General features: G+C 36.9%; 25 protein-coding genes. 20 read left to right on the plus strand and 5 right to left on the minus strand.

What is annotated here, in order from left to right; genetic code table 11:
* Positions 1-7 precede the first annotated feature (7 nt).
* The 11 genes from MLOOGBEN_RS11860 to MLOOGBEN_RS11910 all read left to right on the plus strand — a co-directional run bounded on the left by MLOOGBEN_RS11860 (position 8) and on the right by MLOOGBEN_RS11910 (position 9,020).
* Entirely contained in the window at positions 8-511 is a 504-nt protein-coding gene (locus tag MLOOGBEN_RS11860; protein ID WP_179158447.1) for a DUF3993 domain-containing protein, read from the plus strand.
* A 180-nt stretch (positions 512-691) separates the two neighbouring features.
* Positions 692-928, plus strand: coding sequence for a YkuJ family protein (locus MLOOGBEN_RS11865; protein ID WP_045515459.1), 237 nt, complete (start codon positions 692-694; stop codon positions 926-928).
* A 137-nt stretch (positions 929-1,065) separates the two neighbouring features.
* A complete protein-coding gene (gene cbpB / locus MLOOGBEN_RS11870; protein ID WP_179158448.1) occupies positions 1,066-1,518 on the plus strand; it encodes a cyclic-di-AMP-binding protein CbpB in 453 nt (150 codons plus the stop codon).
* A gap of 51 nt (positions 1,519-1,569) precedes the next feature.
* The gene (locus MLOOGBEN_RS11875) at positions 1,570-3,078 is read left to right on the plus strand and encodes an MDR family MFS transporter (protein ID WP_179158449.1); all 1,509 of its coding nucleotides are present in this window, start codon (positions 1,570-1,572) and stop codon (positions 3,076-3,078) included.
* Between the two features lie 111 nt (positions 3,079-3,189).
* The gene (locus MLOOGBEN_RS11880) at positions 3,190-4,065 is read left to right on the plus strand and encodes a transcriptional regulator CcpC (protein WP_306430738.1); all 876 of its coding nucleotides are present in this window, start codon (positions 3,190-3,192) and stop codon (positions 4,063-4,065) included.
* A gap of 83 nt (positions 4,066-4,148) precedes the next feature.
* Complete coding sequence (gene dapD / locus MLOOGBEN_RS11885) at positions 4,149-4,859, plus strand: 2,3,4,5-tetrahydropyridine-2,6-dicarboxylate N-acetyltransferase (RefSeq protein ID WP_179158451.1); 711 nt, start codon at positions 4,149-4,151, stop codon at positions 4,857-4,859.
* A 64-nt stretch (positions 4,860-4,923) separates the two neighbouring features.
* On the plus strand, positions 4,924-6,042 hold the full coding sequence (locus tag MLOOGBEN_RS11890) for an N-acetyldiaminopimelate deacetylase (RefSeq protein ID WP_179158452.1): 1,119 nt from the start codon (positions 4,924-4,926) through the stop codon (positions 6,040-6,042).
* Between the two features lie 153 nt (positions 6,043-6,195).
* Complete coding sequence (locus tag MLOOGBEN_RS11895; protein WP_179158453.1) at positions 6,196-6,744, plus strand: peroxiredoxin; 549 nt, start codon at positions 6,196-6,198, stop codon at positions 6,742-6,744.
* 70 nt (positions 6,745-6,814) lie between these two features.
* The gene (locus MLOOGBEN_RS11900) at positions 6,815-7,270 is read left to right on the plus strand and encodes a TlpA disulfide reductase family protein (RefSeq protein WP_179158454.1); all 456 of its coding nucleotides are present in this window, start codon (positions 6,815-6,817) and stop codon (positions 7,268-7,270) included.
* 114 nt (positions 7,271-7,384) lie between these two features.
* Positions 7,385-8,290 carry a DUF4349 domain-containing protein gene (locus MLOOGBEN_RS11905; protein ID WP_179158455.1) on the plus strand — a complete coding sequence of 302 codons (906 nt, stop codon included), beginning with the start codon at positions 7,385-7,387 and terminating at the stop codon, positions 8,288-8,290.
* Between the two features lie 70 nt (positions 8,291-8,360).
* A complete protein-coding gene (locus MLOOGBEN_RS11910; RefSeq protein ID WP_179158456.1) occupies positions 8,361-9,020 on the plus strand; it encodes a potassium channel family protein in 660 nt (219 codons plus the stop codon).
* Positions 9,021-9,087: 67 nt separating this feature from the next.
* Here the strand turns inward: MLOOGBEN_RS11910 and rnjA are convergent, their stop codons facing one another.
* Positions 9,088-10,755: a ribonuclease J1 gene (rnjA, locus tag MLOOGBEN_RS11915; RefSeq protein WP_179158457.1), complete on the minus strand. Its 1,668-nt coding sequence runs from the start codon at positions 10,753-10,755 to the stop codon at positions 9,088-9,090.
* A gap of 6 nt (positions 10,756-10,761) precedes the next feature.
* Positions 10,762-10,971, minus strand: a complete 210-nt coding sequence (locus MLOOGBEN_RS11920) for a DNA-dependent RNA polymerase subunit epsilon (RefSeq protein WP_179158458.1) — start codon at positions 10,969-10,971, stop codon at positions 10,762-10,764.
* A gap of 529 nt (positions 10,972-11,500) precedes the next feature.
* Between MLOOGBEN_RS11920 and MLOOGBEN_RS11925 the strand changes: the two genes are divergently transcribed.
* Positions 11,501-12,271 carry a Cof-type HAD-IIB family hydrolase gene (locus tag MLOOGBEN_RS11925; RefSeq protein ID WP_179158459.1) on the plus strand — a complete coding sequence of 257 codons (771 nt, stop codon included), beginning with the start codon at positions 11,501-11,503 and terminating at the stop codon, positions 12,269-12,271.
* Between the two features lie 39 nt (positions 12,272-12,310).
* On the opposite strand, the gene def is transcribed toward MLOOGBEN_RS11925, so the two are convergent.
* A complete protein-coding gene (def, locus tag MLOOGBEN_RS11930) occupies positions 12,311-12,865 on the minus strand; it encodes a peptide deformylase (RefSeq protein ID WP_179158460.1) in 555 nt (184 codons plus the stop codon).
* Between the two features lie 185 nt (positions 12,866-13,050).
* Here def and MLOOGBEN_RS11935 point away from each other — a divergent pair, with 185 nt between their 5' ends.
* The 5 genes from MLOOGBEN_RS11935 (at position 13,051) to lpdA (ending at position 19,071) form a co-directional block, all read left to right on the plus strand.
* Entirely contained in the window at positions 13,051-13,719 is a 669-nt protein-coding gene (locus MLOOGBEN_RS11935) for a YkyA family protein (RefSeq protein ID WP_179158461.1), read from the plus strand.
* Between the two features lie 343 nt (positions 13,720-14,062).
* Positions 14,063-15,178, plus strand: a complete 1,116-nt coding sequence (gene pdhA, locus MLOOGBEN_RS11940) for a pyruvate dehydrogenase (acetyl-transferring) E1 component subunit alpha (protein WP_179158462.1) — start codon at positions 14,063-14,065, stop codon at positions 15,176-15,178.
* Positions 15,179-15,181: 3 nt separating this feature from the next.
* Positions 15,182-16,159 carry an alpha-ketoacid dehydrogenase subunit beta gene (locus tag MLOOGBEN_RS11945; protein ID WP_179158463.1) on the plus strand — a complete coding sequence of 326 codons (978 nt, stop codon included), beginning with the start codon at positions 15,182-15,184 and terminating at the stop codon, positions 16,157-16,159.
* A 149-nt stretch (positions 16,160-16,308) separates the two neighbouring features.
* Positions 16,309-17,652: a dihydrolipoamide acetyltransferase family protein gene (locus MLOOGBEN_RS11950; protein ID WP_179158503.1), complete on the plus strand. Its 1,344-nt coding sequence runs from the start codon at positions 16,309-16,311 to the stop codon at positions 17,650-17,652.
* Positions 17,653-17,655: 3 nt separating this feature from the next.
* A complete protein-coding gene (gene lpdA, locus MLOOGBEN_RS11955) occupies positions 17,656-19,071 on the plus strand; it encodes a dihydrolipoyl dehydrogenase (RefSeq protein ID WP_179158464.1) in 1,416 nt (471 codons plus the stop codon).
* A 411-nt stretch (positions 19,072-19,482) separates the two neighbouring features.
* Here lpdA and MLOOGBEN_RS11960 read toward each other — a convergent pair whose 3' ends face one another.
* A complete protein-coding gene (locus tag MLOOGBEN_RS11960; RefSeq protein WP_179158465.1) occupies positions 19,483-19,917 on the minus strand; it encodes a DUF1885 family protein in 435 nt (144 codons plus the stop codon).
* A gap of 153 nt (positions 19,918-20,070) precedes the next feature.
* Between MLOOGBEN_RS11960 and MLOOGBEN_RS11965 the strand changes: the two genes are divergently transcribed.
* Together MLOOGBEN_RS11965 and MLOOGBEN_RS11970 are read left to right on the plus strand one after the other, a co-directional pair.
* On the plus strand, positions 20,071-20,370 hold the full coding sequence (locus tag MLOOGBEN_RS11965) for a DUF3055 domain-containing protein (RefSeq protein WP_179158466.1): 300 nt from the start codon (positions 20,071-20,073) through the stop codon (positions 20,368-20,370).
* Between the two features lie 168 nt (positions 20,371-20,538).
* Complete coding sequence (locus MLOOGBEN_RS11970) at positions 20,539-20,661, plus strand: GapA-binding peptide SR1P (RefSeq protein WP_095247803.1); 123 nt, start codon at positions 20,539-20,541, stop codon at positions 20,659-20,661.
* A gap of 50 nt (positions 20,662-20,711) precedes the next feature.
* On the opposite strand, the gene MLOOGBEN_RS11975 is transcribed toward MLOOGBEN_RS11970, so the two are convergent.
* A complete protein-coding gene (locus MLOOGBEN_RS11975; RefSeq protein ID WP_179158467.1) occupies positions 20,712-22,184 on the minus strand; it encodes an aminotransferase class I/II-fold pyridoxal phosphate-dependent enzyme in 1,473 nt (490 codons plus the stop codon).
* A gap of 202 nt (positions 22,185-22,386) precedes the next feature.
* On the opposite strand from MLOOGBEN_RS11975, the gene MLOOGBEN_RS11980 reads away from it, so the two are divergent.
* Positions 22,387-23,346, plus strand: a complete 960-nt coding sequence (locus MLOOGBEN_RS11980; protein WP_179158468.1) for an NAD(P)H-dependent flavin oxidoreductase — start codon at positions 22,387-22,389, stop codon at positions 23,344-23,346.
* The last annotated feature ends 19 nt before the right edge of the window (positions 23,347-23,365 follow it).

A 23,365-nucleotide genomic window follows, 5' to 3' on the forward strand; every position in this document is an offset into this window, starting at 1 on the left:
AAGGAAAATGAAGAAAACTTTACTATTACTTCTTGTCGTTTTATTATTAATACCTTTGTCTCCAACAGCAAAAGAAAATCTAAGTACTAAAAAAGAGATTTTTAGCATGCTTCAGGAAGCCTTTCAAGTTCAGGTCTCTTTGAGTGAACAGGTTAGAACAAAAGAAGAAATTAATGATTTATTACATCCCTACTTTTCTGAAGGTTATCAAAAGTTATTTTGGAAAGAGAACGTTTTTGAAGAAGAAGGGAAATTTGTTACATATGGTTCAGATTTTGCACTTTTTTATATTCCCTTTTTCCACTATTCTGATAAGACAAAAGTAATCTTTTCTCCTGATAGCATTTATGTTTTTGAATTTTTCCCTGCCGCTACAGATGGTCCAGTTGGCTATGAAGATCATTTAGAGGGGGTTTTATTAAGAAAAGTCGATGGAGGCTGGAAGGTGGATGAATTTTTGTATAATAATATACCTGATTCTATTTTGAAGAAAGCTAATTCAAATAAATAAAAAAAAGTTTCCACTTTTTTCACTTTTACATGGACAGATGCTGTCTGTTATTTTATTCTTTTAATATTGGCATATTCACCAGATGAAATTATGCTGGAAAAAATCCATAAGGATAGAAATATGCGAAAAGAGAAACATAACAGTAGAAAGTTTGCTTGTGTTTGAAAGGAGACGGAGCATATGTCACAGCTTCAAGGGATATTAACACGGTTAAAAAACCTTCAGGAACAGTCTAATGGGGGTGAGCCGGCACAACGCTATTTTGAAGTAAATGGCGAAAGAAAGTGTCAAGTAACATTTCATCCAAAAACAGAAACATTTGAATTAGAAATATATAATGAAAAGGAAAAGCCAAAACGCTATCAATTTGATAATGTAGACATGATTACAATTGAAATTTTTGATTTAATTCAATAGGAGCCGGCAACGGTTCCTAATTTTTTTCTTTTATATCGAAATTTCTTATTTATTACTTTTTCATAAAAAAAACCAGTTCTCCGAAAACTATGGTAGAATATACATGTGGTAAAACAAACATTGAGGAGTTTTCGGCGATGATTAGTCTTCACAGTGGTGAATTTTTAGAAATAGATATACGAAAATTAATGATACCTTCTGAGCGTGTTGCTCATGTACAGGTTGGAAATAATCTCGAGCATGCATTATTAGTCCTAACTAAAAGTGGATATACGGCTATACCCGTACTAGATCCGCATTATAAACTACATGGTCTTATTAGTACACCTATTATTATGGATTCAATTCTTGGACTTGAAAGGATTGAATTTGAACAATTAGAAAAAAAAAGAGTGGAAGAGGTTATGAATATATCTGTTCCACGAGTAAACATTACTGCTTCAATCAAAACCTGTCTGAGGCTCTTAGTAAACCATCCTTTTCTTTGTGTTGATACGGAAGATGGTTATTTTGAAGGAATATTGCCTCGAAGTACAGTGTTAATGCAGTTGAATTTGGACGTAAACAAGATGAATAAAAGTGAAAAATAAGGCTCCCATATGGGGGCTGTATTATTTTATTGAGAAACATGAGGTGTAGTGATGGCTAATCCATTTTCTAAATCAAAGAGTGGAAAGACGAATAGACCGCTTGTTTTGGCAGCCGTAATGCTAGCGATGTTTATGGGAGCGATTGAAGCAACGATCGTTTCAACGGCCATGCCAGCTATTGTTGCTGACTTAGGTGGCTTTACTCTTTACAGCTGGGTTTTTTCAGCGTATTTATTAATGAATGCGGTAACGGTCCTGATTTATGGGAAATTATCTGATTTATTCGGCAGAAAACCTATTCTCTTTATTGGAATCATTATCTTTTTAATTGGATCCATCCTCTGCGGTTTTGCAACATCGATGGAAGCACTTATTATTTTTCGATTAATCCAAGGGTTTGGTGCAGGTGCGGTTACTCCGATTGCAACCACTATTGTTGGTGATATTTACTCTGCTGAGGAAAGAGCAAAAGTTCAGGGGTATTTAGCAAGTGTATGGGGAATCTCTGCTGTTACAGGACCAGCAGTAGGTGGATTACTCGTCCAATACGTAAGCTGGAATTATATTTTTTGGATAAACATCCCACTTGGGATTCTTTCTTTGATTGGTATAGGATTTTACCTTCACGAGAACGTTGAAAAGAAAAAGCATAAAATTGATTACATAGGTGCATTCTTATTAACACTGTCTATTTCCTCATTAATGTTTTTGTTAGTGGAGGGTGGAGGACGTTGGTCATGGGGCTCCTGGCAAATTGTCAGCTTAATTGTCTTATTTATTATTACGATTAGTCTGTTTGTCTATCACGAAGGACGGGCAAAAGAACCTGTAATGCCCTTTAATATTTGGAAGGAAAGATCTATTTTTATTGCGAATGTAACCTCTTTAACAACCGGTATAATGTTGATAGGAATTTCAAGTTTTCTTCCTACATTTGTTCAAGGGGTAATGGAACAAACACCAATCGTTGCAGGATTTACATTAACAGCAATGTCCATTGGCTGGCCAATTGCTTCGACGCTTTCTGGAAGGATGCTTATTTCATTGGGATACCGTAAAACCTCCCTTATTGGAGGTGGCGCCTTAATTATCGGCAGTATAGTATTTGTCACGATGACAGGCTCCTCTGGGCCGCTCTGGGCTGCATTAGGGTCTCTTATTGTTGGCGTAGGTATGGGTTTAACCTCAACCGCTTTTATTGTCTCCATTCAAGCAACAGTAAGCTGGCAGCAAAGAGGAATCGCAACAGCAGCCAATATGTTTATGAGGAATTTAGGAAACACAATTGGTGCAGCCTTACTTGGTGGAATTCTCAATAATCGGCTGGGCAATTTTCTTAGTGATAACTCCAAACAATCTGAGGAAAAACTTACTGTGGATTCTGCAAACCTTTTATTAAAGGAAGATGAGGGCTCTACTTTATCTGGATCAGCTAGAGAACTACTTCAGGAAGGGCTGACTCAATCATTACATTGGGTATATTATGTGGTTCTTACCTTTGCAATAGTTAGTTTAATTCTGATTTCATTTATTCCTAAATATAAAAAAGGCTCTGTATAATGCTGCAGAGTATTTTTCTGAAAAAAAAGAAACCTTTACTAATGAAATGTTTTAATATTCACTATATAATAAGTAATGCGGTTGTTTAATAAAGCATAAAGGTGGATGGTTTTGTCCTCAATATCTGAATTTCATTTATTATCAATTTTAGCTCAAGAAATGAATATGCGAAAAGCTTCTGAAAGGCTATTCGTATCTCAGCCTGCGCTTTCGCAGCGTCTGCAAACGATAGAGAAAGAATGGGGAACGAGAATTTTTATCCGTTCTCAAAAAGGACTTTCACTTACTCCAGCTGGAGAACATGTCATTCAATTTGTCAATGAGGTGCTGGTTAAAGAAGAAAAGGTCCGGGAAAGTATACATTCTCTTCAATCGGGGGTATCAGGTACCTTAAAGATTGCAGTTGCTTCGATTGTAGGTCAAAATTGGCTGCCACCCGTTTTAAAAAAATATAGTGATACATATCCGCAAGCAAAAATTTCACTCATTACGGGGTGGAGCAGTGAAATACTGAAAAGTCTTTACGATGACCAAGTACATATCGGAATCATTCGAGGATTGCCAGATTGGAAAGGGGTTAAAATAAAACTTTTTAGCGACCCGCTTTTCTTGGTGGATCGAGATATTACCAGACCTGAACAGCTGTTAGAAACGGATAGACCTTTCATCCAGTTTAAAAGTGATTCTAATTATTATCAAGAAATCCAAGATTGGTGGATGCGTCAATTCAAAACTTCACCTAAAAGAACAATCATTGTTGATCAAATTGAGACATGTAAGCAATTAACCTTCAATGGTTTAGGATATTCCATCTTACCGGGCATTACGTTAAATAACACCGAAAAGGAAATTTACAAGATTCCGTTACTTGATGAAAATGGTGATTCCCTAATACGTGATACATGGTTATTAGCCTATGAGTCATCCTTTCAACTTAAACAGGTACAGGCATTTGTGGACCTTATTAAAGAACATAGCGGTCATTAGCAGCTAATACTTGTTAACATTTTTCTTGTTTTCCAAACCTTTGTTTGGTAAAGTAAATTTTAATTAAATTTGGAGGTACAAATATGAAAATGATGGATGCAAATGAAATTATTTCTTTTATTCAAAACAGCAAAAAATCAACGCCGATAAAGGTTTATGTAAAAGGTGATTTAGAAGGTATCGATTTTGGAAGCAATTCTAAAACTTTTATTAATGGAAACACTGGGGTTGTTTTTGGAGAATGGTCTGATATTAACCCTGCGTTAGAATCAAACCAGGAAAAAATAGAAGATTACGTAGTTGAAAATGATCGCCGCAATTCAGCGATTCCATTATTAAATACTAAAAATATTAATGCTCGTATCGAACCAGGTGTAACGATTCGAGACCAAGTTGAAATTGGTGATAATGCTGTTATCATGATGGGTGCTGTCATTAATATTGGCGCTGTTATTGGTGAAAAAACGATGATCGATATGGGTGTTGTACTTGGTGGCAGAGCAACTGTTGGGAAGAACTGTCATATTGGAGCAGGTACTGTCTTAGCTGGTGTTATCGAACCGCCATCCGCACAGCCTGTTATTATCGAAGATGATGTCCTAATTGGTGCAAATGCAGTAGTATTAGAAGGTGTCAGAGTGGGACAAGGCTCAGTAGTTGCTGCTGGTGCGGTAGTTACGAAGGATGTTCCTCCGTATACAGTTGTTGCCGGAACCCCTGCAAGAAAAATTAAGGATATTGATGAGAAGACAAAATCAAAAACCGAAATCATGCAAGAACTTCGCCAATTATAAATGTAAGAAAAAGTAAAGCGTGGACAGCATCCACGCTTTCTCTCTAGTAAAGGAGCAAAAATGAATGAACCCGTTTGTTAAAATAAGACGTGACCTGCATCTTATTCCTGAATTAGGATTTCAAGAATATAAAACACAAGCATATTTGTTATCATATTTAGAAACCTTATCACTAGAGCGAGTTACCATAAAAAAATGGAAAACAGGACTTTTTGTTAAGGTTAACGGTTTACATCCTAGAAAAATAATTGGCTATCGTGCCGATATTGATGGTCTGCCGATTGTTGAAGAAACAGGATTAGAATTCTCTTCAACCCATCAGGAACAAATGCATGCATGTGGTCACGACTTTCATATGAGTATCGCTCTTGGTGTTTTAACACACTTTGTACAAAATCCAATTGAGGATGATCTTTTATTTATCTTTCAACCTGCTGAAGAGGGGCCAGGCGGTGCAGAACCAATGCTAAAAACTGACACCATGCAGGAATGGAAGCCAGATATTATTTTTGCCCTGCATATCGCCCCAGAATATCCTGTCGGATCTATTGCCCTAAAAGAGGGGTTATTGTTTGCAAATACTTCAGAACTTTTTATCGATTTAATAGGGAAGGGTGGGCATGCTGCCTATCCACATTTAACAAATGATATGGTAATTGCAGCATGTTCACTTGTAGGTCAGCTGCAAACAATCATTTCCCGTAATGTAAATCCATTAGATAGTGCAGTGATTACAATTGGCAAAATTACTAGTGGCACAGTGCAAAATATTATTGCTGAAAAGGCAAGGCTTGAGGGAACGATTAGAACCCTTTCTGATGATTCAATGGATAAGGTCAAACAACGAATCAATGCTGTTGTAAAAGGGATAGAAACCAGCTTTGAATGTGAAGCCGTTATTGATTATGGATCGATGTACCACCAGGTATACAATGATGAGAATATTACAAGGAACTTCATTCAATTTATGAAGGAACAGACCACTATTGATGTTATTGAATGCAAAGAAGCCATGACAGGTGAAGATTTCGGTTACATGTTAAAGGAAATACCGGGTTTAATGTTTTGGCTGGGAGTGGATTCCCCGTATGGCCTCCACCATGCTAAATTAAATCCAAAGGAAGAAGCAATAGAAGTAGCTATAAAGATACTCACCAGTTATCTATCATATCAAGGAAATTGATAAATATTGATGATTAAAAGCGTATTATTTCATTCTTTTGTCTAAAAATGTTAAACTGAAAATTAGAAAAGATTGTTACATATCGTCGTTTATTCTTTATGAAAAAAGGGTAAACCAAAGAAGGAACTAATTAATCATTTGGAGGGATTAGACATGCCAGAACGTATGGTAGCTAAGCAAGCGCCTAGATTTGAAATGGACGCAGTCTTACCGAACAAAGAATTTGGAAAGGTAAGCCTTGAAGAGAACATGAAAAACGACAAATGGACTGTTTTGTTCTTCTATCCAATGGACTTTACTTTTGTTTGTCCAACAGAAATCACAGCAGTTTCAGATCGTTATGAAGAATTTGATGATCTTGATGCAGTTGTAATCGGTGCTTCTACTGATACCATTCATACTCACCTTGCTTGGATCAATACAGACCGCAAAAACAATGGTCTGGGTGAGCTAAACTATCCATTAGCAGCAGATACCAACCATGTGGTTGCACGCGATTACGGTGTGTTAATTGAAGAAGAAGGTATTGCACTTCGCGGCTTATTCATCATCAGCCCAGAAGGTGAATTAATGTATTCTGTAGTTAATCACAACAATATCGGCCGTGATGTAGATGAGACATTACGTGTACTACAAGCACTGCAAACTGGCGGACTTTGCCCAGCAAATTGGAAGCCAGGACAAGCAACTCTTAATGCTTAATCTTGAAAATTATTAAAAAGAAGAGACCTAACAATTTTAGTTAGGTCTTTTTTTAAAAAGGGGATACGTCATGAAATTACGTGAGGCAATGCCAGAATTATCTGGTGCAGTTGAATGGTTAAATGGGGAAGTTACAAGAGAGGATTTAGTTGGAGAGAAACCTACTCTTATCCATTTCTGGTCTGTCAGCTGTTACTTATGTAAAGAAGCTATGCCGCAAGTTAATCAATTCCGTGATCAATACAAAGACAAATTAAATGTAGTGGCGGTTCATATGCCAAGGTCGGAAGAAGACTTAAATATGGAGCAAATCAAGCAAGTTGCAGCAGAACATGGAATTAATCAGCCTATTTTTGTTGATAGTGAACATAAACTAGCTGATACATTTGAAAATCAATATGTTCCAGCTTATTATGTATTTGACCGTGAGGGTAAACTTCGCCATTTCCAAGCCGGCGGCAGCGGCATGAAAATGCTCGAAAAAAGAGTTAACCGGGTATTAGATGAATTAGAAAAAACAGAATAAGTGAGAAACAAGAGGTTGCTCGTTTTATCAACGAGCAGTCTTTTTTTTGTTTTTTTGTAACCATCCCTAAATTTTATCGTCGGTATTAATAATAGACAAAAGGGGGTAAGTTACATGAAAAAAACGGTGAGATTACTTGCTTTGATATCACTGTGTTTTTTACTAGCTGCTTGCAGTTCTAACAGTAAAAGTGAAGAAGCGAAGATGAGTAGTGACAAAAGTGCGGAATTGGATTCCGGACAGGCTGGTATGGAAGAAAAATCACAAGTAGCATTAGATAATAGTACAAAACAAGAGGCAGCAGCGCAGTCAGAATTAGAGGTCCCTAATCAAATGGTTATCTATCAAGCAGATTTACACCTCCGGGTTAAGAAATTTGAACAAACTTTACAGACCATAGAAGCTCAAGTAGTAAAATATGGCGGCTATATATCTGAGTCAAATGTATCAAAGGATGGGATAGAGCAAGTTAGTGGACAAATCACCGTACGGATACCCCAAAAGAATTTCCAAGCCTTTTTGCATGATACTGAGGGTCAGGCAGCAGAAGTCCTACAGAGAAATATTACTGGAACAGATGTAACCGAAGAGTATGTCGACCTTGAGTCAAGACTAAAGTCGAAAAGAGTTGTGGAAGAACGGTTAACTTCATTCATGAATTCCGCACAAAAGACAGAAGACCTTTTAAAAATTTCCGCTGACCTCGCTGCAGTACAAGAGGAAATTGAAACAATACAAGGGAGAATGAAATACCTAGAAAATCAGACCTCACTTTCAACGATCCATATTTCACTTTATGAAAATAAAGTCATAGTGCCTAATCTTGAAGATGAAGATCTTAATACCTGGGATAAAACAAAAAAACAATTTATGAAAAGTACAAACATGCTGTTAGCAGCTATTTCAGGTTTTATTGTTTTTATCGTTGGTAATTTACCTGTTTTAGTAATCCTGGCAATGGTTACAGTTTTTATTTATTTGTTTATCAAAAAAGTACAGAAAAGAAACGACAATCATTAAATTAGTATATTCAACTAAATTGGATATGCTAAAATGAAAATGGTTAATTGATTTTCCTGGGGGAGTTTTAATGAGAAAGAATTTTGCGGTAATAGGATTAGGACGATTTGGCGGGAGTATTTGCCGAACTCTTTCTGATGAAGGTTTTGAAGTGCTCGCAATTGATAAAAACGAAGAAAGAGTTAATGCATACGCGATGATAGCCTCGCACGCTGCTGTAGGTGATACTACAGATGAAGCAGTTCTGAAGAGCCTAGGTATTCGTAACTTCGACCATGTCATCGTTGCAATCGGTGATGATATTCAATCTAGCATTTTAACCACCCTGATATTAAAAGAGTTAGGGGTAAATCATATTACGGTTAAAGCACAAAATGATTATCATGAAAAGGTGCTTGTGAAAATTGGCGCAGACAAAGTTGTACATCCTGAAAGAGATATGGGAAGAAGAATTGCCCACAATATGGCTTCCAGCAGTGTGTTGGATTATCTAGAGTTATCCGATGAACATAGTATTGTGGAAATTGTAGCAAACAGTAAGATTAGCGGTCATACCATCATTGATTTAGACATTCGAAAGAAATATGGGTTAAATATTGTTGCAATTAAAAGGGGAATGGATATCATCGTTTCTCCAAAGGCAAATGAAGATATCCTTGCTAACGATGTGTTGATAGTCATTGGTACAGACGAAGATATTGATCGTTTTGAACGGAAGGTTATGCAATAAGAAAAGCGACAGCGCCTAGGTGCTGCCGCTAGACAATAAAAAAGGAAGCGCCTAGGCGCTTCCTTTTTTATACTTCCATAATGATTGGTAAAATCATTGGTCTGCGTTTTGTTTTTTCGTAAAGGAATGGTGCTAATGTATCAGTAATTTCGTTTTTAATTTCTGACCATTGACTTGTTTTGCGTTCCATTACTTTATTTAAATGCTTAGTAATTAGAGCTTGAGCATCGTTAATTAAATCACCAGATTCTCTCATATAGACAAACCCTCTAGAAATAAGGTCAGGTCCTGAAGCGATTTTAAAGTCTTTCATATTAATACTAACCACCACAACGACCAATCCTTCTTCTGAAAGGATTCTCCTGTCACGTAAAACAATATTCCCGATATCGCCAATACCGCTTCCATCAATATAAACAGAGCCGGATGGGATTTTCCCGGCTACTTGCGCACTGTTTTCAGAAAGTGCTAATACTTCACCATTATCCATGATAAAACAATTTTCTTCTTCCACACCGCAGTCGACAGCAAGTTTGGCGTGCATTCTTTGCATTCTATATTCTCCGTGAATCGGCATAAAGAATTTTGGCTTTATTAAGCGCAGCATTAATTTTTGTTCCTCTTGACCACCATGACCAGAAGTATGAATGTTGCTTAGTTTCCCGTGAACAACTTCAGCACCTGCTCTAAATAACATGTTGATCGTCCGATTTACACTAATTGTGTTCCCTGGAATAGGGGAAGATGAGAATACCACTGTATCGCCCGGGATAATTTGTATTTGTCTATGTGTTCCATTAGCAATTCTAGATAAAGCAGCCATAGCTTCGCCTTGGCTTCCAGTACATAGAATTGTAACTTTATCTGCAGGAAGTCGATTAATTTGGTTCGCTTCAATAAATGTCTCTTTTGGTGCAACGATATACCCTAATTCTTGACCTATATTAATGGCTGATTCCATACTTCGACCAAAAACGGCTACTTTTCTTCCGTTTGCAACGGCAGCCTCCACAACTTGTTGCAGTCTATAGATATTAGATGCAAAGGTTGCGAATATAATCCGGCCAGAGACCTTTCGGAAGATATCATCAATGCTTTCACCAACAAGACGTTCAGACATTGTGAATTCAGGAATTTCGCTGTTTGTACTATCTGAAAGTAAGCACAATACGCCTTCTTTACCGATTTCTGCCATCTTCGTTAAATTTGCCGGTTCACCAACAGGTGTAAAGTCAAATTTAAAGTCCCCTGTATGGACAACTTGACCTGGAGGAGTCTTCACGACAATTCCATAAGAATCAGGAATACTGTGTGTTGTTCGGAAAAAAGTAACAGACGTTTTGCGGAATTTTATCACATCGTCTTCTTGAATGGGAATTAGTTTTGCGGTCCTTAAGAGGCCATGCTCTTCTAATTTATTTTTAATTAACCCTAAAGCAAGTTTCCCGCCATAGATTGGAATATTTACTTCTCTTAATAAATAAGGAATGCCGCCAATGTGGTCTTCGTGTCCGTGAGTAATGAATAATCCTTTGATCTTGTCCTCGTTTTTAACTAAATAGGTGTAATCCGGGATGACATAATCAATTCCTAATAGCTCGTCCTCTGGGAATTTAATCCCGGCATCAATTAGTATTATTTCATCCTGAAATTGAACTGCATATGTGTTTTTTCCGATTTCACCCAAACCGCCTAAGGCAAAAACGGCAGTTTGGTCATTTTTTACAAATTTCATAAATTATCAAATCTCCAATACTTTATAATCTTCATTTTGTTTTTCGTATTCTAAAAATGCACCTGTCACTTCTTGTAAAAATTCAACGTTGTATCCACGATCTGCAATTTTCTTGCGAACATCTCTAACCGATTCTCCCTCCACATAGAGAACCTTAGTTTTTTCTCTAACAGGGACTTCAGTAACTCTTTCTTGAAAATAAACTTTAAATACCATAATAATTCGCTCCTTAATCGATCATGACTTTTTCTATTATATTAAATAATTACATTTTTTTCATTTAATTTCACTTTTCGCCTAAAAAGTAAGCATATGGACTTATAGAAAAATATGTAAATAAATACACTGATAATCAATTTACAATAAGGAATGAGCCCTTCGCAAGTTTGAAGGGCTCGAAAAAAGTTGTTGTTAAGCAATTGATTTTTTTCGTAGTAAATCTTTCCACTGTTTTAAGAGCTTCTTTCTTAGCTTCTTTAACATAGTGGATCATCTCCTTACTTCCTATTTTAAACGATCCTTGTCCAATGTAAAGCAAGCCATGGTAGATATTCTAGATTTTTTTTTATTTTAGGATTTTTATACTAATATTATATGGAATAATCAAGAAATCTTTCATGGATAAACATGGTAGAATGATGAAAGTTTTATGAATTGACAATTATTCTTGTTATGATTAATGTTTATAGAGAAATTATTGTAAAGCTTAATCATAATTGAAAAAGCAAAGAGGAGTTAGAATTATATGAAAAAAATTGTTTTCTTTGATATAGACGGAACATTGCTCGATCAAGAAAAGAAACTCCCAAGGAGCACAAAAAAAGCAATCCAATTATTAAAGGAAAATGGTGTATTTGTAGCGATTGCAACCGGAAGAGCGCCTTTTATGTTTACAAGCTTAAAAAAAGAACTGGATATTGATTCTTTTGTAAGTTTTAATGGGCAGTATGTTGTGTTTGAAAACGAAGCGATTTATAAGAATCCGCTAGAACAATCTGAGTTAGAAAGATTTCTGCTGGATACAAAGACTAACGAACACCCATTGATATTTATGAATGAGTTAACCATGAAGGCAACTACTCATTACCATCCATTTATTGAAACAAGTATGGGCAGCTTATTATTTCCACATCCCGATGAGGACAAATCTTTCTATGTCCAAAATGAGATTTATCAATCCTTACTTTTCTGTAAAGAGAACGAGGAGACGTTCTACTTTGAAAACTACCCTGAATTTGATTTTATCAGATGGCATCCCTACTCAGTTGATATTTTACCTAAAGGTGGATCTAAAGCTGAAGGGATAAAGAAAATGATTGACAGATTAGGGTTTGACTTGAAGGATGTTTATGCATTTGGTGATGGCTTAAATGATTTAGAAATGCTTAAAGCCGTTGGAACGGGTGTTGCAATGGGGAATGGTGTTCCCGAGGCTAAGGCACTTGCAAATTTCGTTACTACAGATGTATCGGAAGATGGAATCTGGAATGGATTGAAGGAAGTAAAACTGATATAAATAGTAAAAAGCGCAAGAGACAGAGCACTTGCGCCTTTTTTATCTTTCTATTGCGATTGCACCCTCAATTGGTTTAAAAGGGTCTTTTTTATTAATATGATCATAAAACATAATTCCGTTTAAATGGTCAATTTCATGTTGAAAGCAAATGGCTGGGAGACCCTTTAAGCGAAGCTTCACCTCTTCGCCTTCGTGCGAAATTCCTTTCACAGTAATTCGAGCAAACCTTTCTACGTATCCAGGAATGTCTTCATCTACAGAAAGACAGCCTTCCCCAGAAACTAAATAAGCTTTTTCGACTGAATGGCTGACAATTTTGGGATTATACAATGCATAGCTATACAAGCTTCCTTTGTCGTCGTGAAGGTGAATAGCAATCATGCGTTTGGAAACGTTAATTTGTGGTGCAGCTAAACCGATTCCAGGTCGTAATCCGTATTGTGAAGAAATTTCAGGATTTTGACTATTCTTTACATATTCTAATAGGCTTTCAAGTGTTTTTTTGTCTTTCTCCGATGGCGGCATAGGTACTTCAACTGCTACTTTTCTTAGTGTAGGATGGCCGTCTCGAATGATATCATCCATCATTAACATGATTGATTCACTCCTGTTTATAAACTAAAGATATTGATATTCATTAGTCTATCAGACTATTCCACAAAAGTTAATTGTAAGTATCAACAATTATTCTGATTAATGATAGAGAATTTTCAGGGGATATTGTCAAAAATAAGAAGTATGGATATAGTAGGAATTGTTATCAGTAAGGGGGTTGCGACTTGTCTATTTTTAGAATTACAGGCATTATTTTAGCGGTAGTAATTAGTGGTTTTTTATTATCCGGCTGCATTAGCAAGGAGTCTTCAGCTGAAAAGTTGTATCAAGTGTTAGAAAGAGTTGTGGATGCAGAGAAAGAATTTGAAGAGCAGCAAGAGCCGCTTGCAAAGTTAGAAAGGAAAGAAAAGGAAATATACAATGAAATTATGGCTTTAGGGATGAAGCAGCATGAAAAGATTGTCACGCTTTCTGATGAAGCACTTTCCATTATTGAAAAAAGGAAAAACCACTTACAGATGGAAATTAACAGTATAAATGCTTCTAAAACGGAATTTAAGAGAGCAGAAGAAATAATAAATACTATAAAAGAACCTGACCAAAAGAAAAAAGCAGAAGATTTATCAAAAATAATGAAGAATAGATACCAATTACATAGCAGGCTTTCAAAGGAATATTCAAGTGCGCTAGATTATGATAAAGAATTATATCTAATGCTTAAAGAAGAAAGTATTTCTTACGACAAGCTTGAAGCACATGTTGCGGATTTAAATACTACCTATCAAAAGGTATTTGAAGCTAATGAAGAATTCAATGTTTTAACCGCACATTATAATGAGAAAAAGCTTGAATATTATAAACTGGCAGGACTTAATCTTGAAGAAGAAAAGTAAGAAATTGGCTGTTATGGCTGATTTCTTTTTTTGTGAAAAAAAACGATAATATATTAATATAACAGGATGAAGTATAGAGTGATACAGGACTTTGTATTAATAGTGAGTTAATAATATTTGTATGTTGTAAATTTATGAAACATAGTATTTGACGAGCGAATTTAGATGATGTAAACTCAATATGGAATTATTTATTGTACCATTAATTTTTTTGAAAATAATAGTACAGAACAACGGGCGGTTAAAGTGAATAATCGTTTATGTTGTTTAAGGTTTTTGGGTAATCTAATATGAGTGAATTTATTTTTACATTTTTGTAATGAAAGAAAGGAAGATGTGACGAATGGCTTCTAAAACTCAGAACGCTCAAGTCGATGCTAAAAAAGTACTTGAAGTAGTAGAAGATCAATTTACAACGCTTCAAATTTTAAATGAAGAAGGCGAAGTTGTTAATGAAGCAGCAATGCCAAACCTAAGTGACGAGCAGCTGCAGGAATTAATGCGCAGAATGGTTTATACCCGAATTTTGGACCAACGTTCGATTTCATTGAATCGCCAAGGACGTCTTGGTTTTTATGCACCAACTGCAGGACAGGAAGCATCACAATTAGCTTCACAATTTGCGCTTGAAAAAGAGGATTTTATTTTACCTGGTTATCGAGATGTACCACCAATCGTATGGCATGGTCTTCCGTTATACCAAGCATTTTTATGGTCCAGAGGTCATTTCGAAGGTGGACAAATTCCTGATGGAGTAAATATTGCGATCCCTCAGATTATTATTGGTGCTCAGTACGTACAAACAGCAGGTGTTGCTTTAGGCTTTAAAAAACGTGGAGTTAAAGCTGTTGCTCTTACATATACAGGTGATGGCGGTACTTCGCAAGGTGATTTCTATGAAGGAATGAACTTTGCAGGTGCATACAAAGCGCCAGCCATCTTTATTGCACAAAATAACCGTTTTGCTATCTCGACTCCTGTTGAAAAGCAAACTGCAGCTAAAACACTTGCTCAAAAAGCGGTTGCAGCCGGTATTCCTGGTATCCAGGTAGACGGTATGGATCCATTAGCAGTGTATGCAGCAGTTAGAGAGGCACGTGAGCGTGCAGTTAACGGAGAAGGACCTACGTTTATTGAAACTTTAACATATAGATATGGTCCACATACAATGGCCGGAGATGATCCAACACGGTATCGTACAGCTGAGCTCGATAATGAATGGGAAAAGAAAGATCCACTTGTACGTTTCCGTAAATTCCTTGAAAAGAAAGGCCTTTGGAATGAGGAAAAAGAAAACGAAGTAATTGAGCAGGCAAAAGAAGATATTAAAGAAGCACTTAAAAAGGCAGATGCTGCCCCTAAACAAAAGGTGACTGATCTAATCTCAATTACAAATACAGACTTACCTTATAACTTAGAAGAACAATATGAAATATATAAAGCAAAGGAGTCGAAGTAAGCCATGGCTCAAATGACTATGATTCAAGCAATTACAGATGCAATGCGTGTAGAACTGAAAAATGATCCGAATGTATTAGTGTTCGGTGAAGATGTTGGGGTAAACGGTGGTGTTTTCCGTGCAACAGAAGGGCTGCAAAATGAATTTGGTGAAGATCGTGTTTTCGATACACCACTTGCAGAATCAGGTATTGGCGGTTTGGCAGTTGGTCTAAGCTTACAGGGCTTCCGTCCCGTACCGGAAATCCAGTTCTTTGGGTTTGTTTATGAAGTAATGGATTCTATTTCTGGTCAAGCGGCTCGTCTTCGTTATCGTACTGGAGGAAAATTTAATGCTCCAATAACATTCCGTTCACCATTCGGAGGAGGCGTACATACTCCAGATATGCACGCAGACAGTTTAGAAGGCTTAATGGCGCAGCAACCTGGCTTAAAGGTAGTTATTCCATCAACACCTTATGATGCGAAAGGTCTTCTGATTTCATCCATTCGCGATAATGATCCAGTTATTTTTCTTGAGCATATGAAATTATATCGTTCTTTCCGTCAAGAAGTTCCTGAAGGTGATTATACTATTCCACTAGGAAAAGCGGATGTGAAACGTGAAGGTACTGACATTTCAATTATTACTTATGGTGCGATGGTTCATGAGTCATTGAAAGCAGCTGAAGAATTAGAAAAAGAAGGTTTTTCTGCTGAAGTTATTGACTTGCGTACGGTTAGCCCAATCGATATTGAAACAATTATTGCTTCTGTTGAAAAGACCGGTCGTGCGATTGTGGTACAAGAAGCACAAAAGCAAGCTGGTGTTGGGGCAAATGTTGTGGCTGAAATTAGTGATCGTGCGATTTTAAGTTTAGAAGCACCTGTATTGCGTGTAGCAGCACCAGACACTATTTACCCATTCCCACAAGCTGAAGCAGCTTGGCTTCCAAACTACAAAGACGTAATTGAAACAGCAAAAAAAGTATTAACATTCTAATAAAGGCTCTTTTTGAGAAAACAGCCTTAATGAAAGATGGGGAATAGGATTCCTGTTTCCCGCTTTTTCTTTTGATTGAACGTTTGAAAATATGCATAATAGGAGGATGAATCGCAGTGAGCGCAACCGCAACCACATTCCAATTTAAAATGCCTGATATTGGTGAAGGTATTCATGAAGGCGAGATTGTTAAATGGTTCATAAAGCCAGGTGATAAAGTCCAAGAAGATGATATCCTTTGCGAAATCCAAAATGATAAAGCAGTCGTAGAAATACCATCTCCTGTTGAAGGAACTGTTATTGAAGTGAAAGTAGCAGAAGGAACGGTAGCTACAGTAGGACAGGTTCTTGTAACATTTGATGCTCCAGGATATGAAAACCTGCAATTTAAAGGTGATGAGCATGCTGCAGAAGCGCCGAAGCAAGAAACAGCTTCACCAGCAGCACCAGCAGCTGCTGCAGTGCAAGATGCTCCTGTAACACCACCGCCAGCACCACCTGCATATGGTATAGGTGAAACACAACCACAGGTACAAGTGGAAGTAGACCCTAATCGCAGAATTATTGCTATGCCATCTGTTCGGAAATATGCTCGTGATAAAGGTGTGGAAATTACACAAGTTCCTGGCTCTGGTAAAAATGGCCGCATCGTAAAAAATGATATTGATGCATTCTTAAGCGGCGGTGCAGCTGCAGGAGCACCACAAGCTGCAGTATTGGCAGAAACTCCAGCACCAGCAGCTGCTCAGGCGGAGGCCGCAGCTAAAGCTGCTCCAATTCCACAAGGTGAATATCCTGAAACCCGTGAGAAAATGAGCGGAATCAGAAAAGCAATTGCAAAAGCGATGGTAAATTCAAAACATACTGCCCCTCACGTAACGCTTATGGATGAAATCGATGTAACTAAACTTGTTGCACATCGTAAAAAGTTCAAAGAAGTGGCTGCAGCAAAGGGTATTAAGCTTACCTTCTTACCATACATCGTAAAAGCATTAACTAGTGCTTTACGCGAATTCCCTGCATTAAATACATCACTTGATGATGCAACAAGTGAAGTAATTCATAAGCATTACTATAATATTGGAATTGCAGCTGATACAGAAAAAGGTTTATTGGTACCTGTTGTTAAAGATGCAGACCGCAAATCCGTATTTACGATTTCTAATGAAATCAATGAATTAGCTGGTAAAGCACGTGATGGAAAACTGGCTCCTAATGAAATGAAAGGGGCATCTTGTACGATTTCTAATATTGGTTCTGCTGGCGGACAATGGTTTACACCTGTAATTAATCATCCTGAAGTAGCTATTCTTGGTGTAGGTAGAATTGCTGAAAAACCAATTGTACGTGATGGTGAAATCGTAGCTGCTCCTGTATTAGCATTGTCATTAAGCTTTGACCACAGAATGATTGATGGAGCGACTGCTCAAAATGCTTTAAATCACATTAAGAGATTATTAAACGATCCAGAACTATTGTTAATGGAGGCGTAACAAATGGTAGTAGGAGATTTTCCAATAGATACAGACACTATAGTCATTGGCGCTGGTCCCGGCGGATATGTGGCAGCTATTCGTGCAGCACAGTTAGGACAAAAAGTTACGATTGTTGAAAAGGAATATATTGGCGGAGTTTGTTTAAACGTAGGTTGTATTCCGTCAAAAGCAGTAATTGCTGCTGGACATCGATACGAAGTGGCGAAGCACTCTGATTCATTTGGAATTACAGCTGAAAATGTAAAAGTTGACTTTTCAAAGGTACAAGAATGGAAAGCTGGAATCGTAAAAAAATTAACTGGCGGTGTCGAGGGATTATTAAAAGGAAATAAAGTTGACATTGTTCGCGGCGAAGCTTACTTTGTTGATGGTAATTCATTACGAGTGATTGGCGAAAATTCTGCCCAAACATACAACTTCAAAAATGCAATTATTGCATCAGGCTCTCGTCCCATTGAGCTGCCAACTTTTAAATACTCAAAACGAGTACTTAATTCAACTGGTGCATTGAATCTGCAAGAAGTTCCTGAGAAAATCGTTGTAATCGGAGGCGGTGTTATTGGGATAGAACTTGGAGGTGCCTATGCAAATTTTGGTACTCAAGTTACAATCTTAGAGGGTGCGGATGATATCTTAGGTCTAGGAGTATTTGAAAAGCAAATGGCTGCCCTAGTTAAGAAAACAATGAAGAAAAAAGGTGCAGAATTCTATACGAAGGCTATGGCTAAAGGTGTAGAAGAAACTGAAAATGGTGTAGTAGTAACCTTTGAAGTTAAAGGTGAAGAAAAGAAAATTGAAGCAGATTACGTATTTGTTATGGTTGGCCGCCGTCCAAATACGGATGAAATGGGACTTGACCAAATTGGTGTTAAGGTCACTGACCGAGGATTGATTGAAATTGACAATCAATGCAGAACTAGTGTCTCTAATATTTATGCGATCGGTGATGTTGTTGCAGGTCCTCAATTAGCTCACAAAGCTTCCTATGAAGGGAAAATTGCTGCTGAGACGATAGCAGGTCATAATGCTGTAATTGACTACTTAGGTATCCCTGCAGTAGTATTCTCAGATCCAGAATTAGCTAGCGTAGGTTATACCGAAGCGCAGGCAAAAGAAGAGGGTATTGAAGTTAATTCAGCAAAATTCCCATTTGCAGCAAATGGCCGTGCTTTATCACTAGACAGTGGAGACGGTTTTGTTAAATTAGTTTCACGCAAAGAAGATGGTGTCTTGATCGGTGCGCAAATTGCCGGTGCAAGTGCATCTGATATGATTGCTGAACTAGGCTTGGCTCTTGAAGCAGGAATGACGGTAGAAGACTTAGCATTGACCATTCATGCTCATCCAACATTAGGAGAAATTACAATGGAAGCCGCTGAAGTAGCAATGGGTACTCCAATTCATGTTCTAAAATAGCTAAAAATAAAAGTCCTTTCCGAAACATAATGGAAAGGACCTTCTTATTTCAATCGAATGATAAATTATAACTTCCGAGCATATATTTAAAACACTACAATCTTTATTTAAGAGAAGATGTTGAGTGGTGATAAAAAATGCGAATGTATGTTGTAATTATAATGCAATTAATAATATGGAGTGCTTTTACTCTGATTGAATGGATGTCAAAGCATGATCAACTACTATACAAGGTGATTATGTTTTTTGTATTTTTTTATTTAGCCTTTGCCCTTTGTAACAGAGTTACCCAATCAACTGCCAAAACACTTTTTATTACCTCTTTAAGCCTTATGATATACACCTCCATACACTATACACTGGCACTTTTAACGCATTAAAAAAACTCCCGGATGGGAGTTAGTTCTTTTATTACTTCCTCGGATAATAGTACATGATTCGCTCATTAAAAAGGTGCAGCTCTCCTTGTAATTTCTTGGCAAGGAATTTGCAGAATTCATTTGCTTTCCCCTTATCACCAAACGTGGATTGTTCAGGAAGAGTAACTTGTATGTAAGTTTGGATTCTATCAGTACCGTCTTCATTCCGAATACTCTCTTGATCAACACCAATTAAGATTGCGTAATAGCGTTCGTTTGTAGAATGTAAGTAAAACCATTTCCCTTTTCCTTCATTTTTTTCCTTAATTTCATAAGGAAAGGCAGAGTCACCATATTCCCAATCAACTTGATTTCCTGTTTTACCAGTAATATCTTTATAATAATTTAAGAGTTCCTTTACTTCTTCTACAGTAATTGTTTGCTTTGCAGATGAAGGCACAAGTTTAATAAATGCGTTTTCAGCCATCTTCATCCCCCCTATGTCCCATTTGATATCTCCTTTATTCTAGCATTGAAAAAACCATGGTGACAACATTAAGACACATAAATGTCATTTGTTTTATATAAAAAAATAAATTATAATAATATTCTAAATATTAATTTGAAAAGGAGGATTCATATGGAATTATTTGATAAGCTCTATGATGAGCATGAAAATGTAAAAGTTAGGTTTATTGGTTTTACTACTGAACAAACTCGTTATGATTTTGGAATTATATACACAAACATGTTTTTTGGAAAACCCCTAGTTGTCTGTATGCAAACGGGCCGTTCAACTCTCCTCGATCCTAAAGAAATTGAAGATATTGAATACCTTCAAAATGTATTCCGGATTCCAGATAAACAACAAGCTGCAGATTTGGCAGAATTCTTCAGTGAAACCCTCCCGCAAATCCCATTTGTTACCCAATATGAATAGTTTGAAAGTAAAAGACCTATTTATAGGTCTTTTTTTGTGTATAAATAATTAAATGTGACATACAATTTAGGCTTGATATTTCTAATGTGTTATATTATTATTAAATTAACAACAATAAAACGTTTTCAATGTAATGAACATTTCATAATGAAAAGGGGATTGAAAAAGATGGGTACAATCGTATGCCAGGCTTGCGACTCAACAATTGATCATTTCGAAGATGAAAAAGTAACAGTTCTCTATTCTAGATGTAATTGTTGCGATGGTCACCATTCAGAAGAAGAAAGATAAAATATCTTTTCTAAAATAGAAACAGGATTCCTCGACGGAATCCTGTATTTTTATTTTATAGCTTTATATTCCTTTATCACACGTATGTTTTTTATTTCATCATCCTCGGGTCCTTGTACGGGTAATCCCGCTTCAAGGTTTTCCCGAATATAGTGAAGGTTCTCTTTCGTTATGATTTCACCAGGGATAAATATTGGAATTCCTGGTGGATAAACCATGATAAATTCGGCAATGATTCTCCCTTCTGATTCCTCAAAAGGAATTACCTCTGTATCTGCATAAAAAGCGTCTCTAGGAGTTAATGCTAGAATAGGGATGTCTGGAAGAAGAACTTGTATAGGCTCAAGTCTTTCTTTTCTATGTTCTCTTTCCTCTGCGAGTTCTTTTAAAGCTTTTACTAAAATGTCTGCTTCATAATCTGTATCGCCGAGTGTAATGATACAAAGAATGTTATAAAGGTCAGACATTTCTACTTCAATATTATGTCTTTCTCTTAACCACTTTTCAACCTCATACCCTGTTAAGCCTAATTCTTTTACTGAGATAATTAATTTTGTTGGATCATAATCAAAAGTTGCCTTTGACCCTAAAATTTCTTCACCAATACAACGCAAGTGATCAATTTCATTAATTCTGTTTCGAATTGATTGTGCCAAATTTATTGTCTTATCAATCAATTCTTTTCCTTTAGTAGCTAACTGCTTACGAGCTGCATCGAGGGAAGCAAGTAATAAATAGGATGTTGAAGTGGTTGTCAGCATACTAAGTATAGTTTGAACATGCTTGGCAGAAACAAGACCCTCTTTAACATTTAAAATAGAGCTTTGTGTCATCGATCCTCCAAGTTTATGGACGCTCGTTGCAGCCATATCAGCACCTGCTTGCATTGCTGAGAGAGGCAATTTGTCATGAAAATGAATATGAACCCCATGAGCTTCATCAACAAGGACGGGTACATTATACGAGTGAGCAATTTCTACTATTTTCTTTAAATCTGCAGATATCCCAAAATACGTTGGGTTAATTACTAAGATTGCTTTCGCATCAGGGTGCTGGTTAAGAGCCTTTTCGACGGAATCAATCGTTATACCATGGGATATACCTAAATCTTCATCAATTTCCGGATGAATAAAAACGGGAATAGCACCGGAGAAAACAATTGCTGACATAATGGATTTATGGACATTTCTTGGGACAATGATTTTATCCTCTGGTCCACAAACCGCCATAATCATAGCAATGATTGCGCCGCTCGTTCCTTGGACTGAAAAAAAGGTTCTATCTGCACCGAATGCCTCAGCTGCCAAGTCCTGTGCTTGTTTAATGATACCTTTTGGCTGATGAAGGTCGTCAAGAGGACCGATATTAATGAGGTCTATCGATAAGGCATTATCACCAATGAAATTTCTAAAATCAGGATCGATTCCAGCACCTTTTTTATGACCAGGGATATGAAATTGGACAGGATTTTTTTTTGCATGTTCTAATAAACCGCTAAATAACGGTGTTTGGTTTTGAGACAATTTATTTCCACACCTCTTTATATACAAATTGCTTTTGATAAATTCAAAACAAATGAATTATAGCACTAATACCAGTGCTTGCATAGAAATTTGTGTCGATGGTAAACCACTTTTTATAGTGTTACGTTAGTTTCTCAATTAAACAGGAAAATTAACCTTTAACAGCGAAATATGATGGTAACAATAATTAGGAGGGGTTTCATTGAATTGGCAGACGCGAGTAACTGAAATACTTAATATCCAATATCCTATTATACAAGGAGGTTTAGCCCATCTAGCTTATTCTGAACTAGCCGCAGCTGTTTCCAATGCAGGTGGACTTGGTCAAATTACGGCAATGTCTCTGGATAACCCGACTCAACTTCGGGAGGAGATTAGAAAAGTGAAGGGGCTGACTAATAAACCATTCGGAGTAAATTACGCAATTGGTCAGCATAATCGCCCCTTTGAGGATATGCTCCAAGTAGCCATTGATGAAGACGTACCGGTTATTTCTATGACTGGTGGAAATCCTTCACCGATATTTGAACAGTTAAAAGGAACTTCGATAAAAAAATTAGTTCTTGTTGCGGCTAGGAGGCAGGCTGAAAAGGCTGAAGAATTAGGCGCAGATGCTGTAATGGTAGTGGGGCAGGAAGGTGGCGGCCATCTAGGAAGGGATGATATAGGAACGATGGTATTAATCCCTCAAGTAGTTGATGCAGTTTCTATCCCTGTAATTGCCTCAGGTGGTATTGGAGATGGCAGAGGACTAATGGCAGCTCTCAGTCTAGGAGCAGAAGGAATTGAAATGGGGACGAGATTTATTGCTACAAAGGAATGTGTACATGCAAATGAACTATACAAAAAAAGACTTGTTGAGGGCTCAGAAGCTAATACAGTAATAATTAAACGCACACTAGGGGCACCTGCACGTGTTATTTCAAATAGTTGGACAAATAAAATTTTAGATATTGAAAAAGTAAACGGCGGTTATGAACAATTGAAGAATTATATTAGCGGACAGGCAAATAAACGATATATATATGATGGAGTTGAAGATGAGGGTTTTGCGTGGGCAGGTCAAGTGATGGGACTCATTAAGGATATACCAACCGTTGAAGAATTATTTGATCGAATGATTACTGATGCAGAGCAAATTCGTGGAAAATGGGCAAAATAGGGGTATTATACATATATGT

The organism is Bacillus sp. EB106-08-02-XG196 (genome assembly GCF_013396335.1).
Classification (GTDB): Bacteria; Bacillota; Bacilli; order Bacillales; family Cytobacillaceae; genus Neobacillus.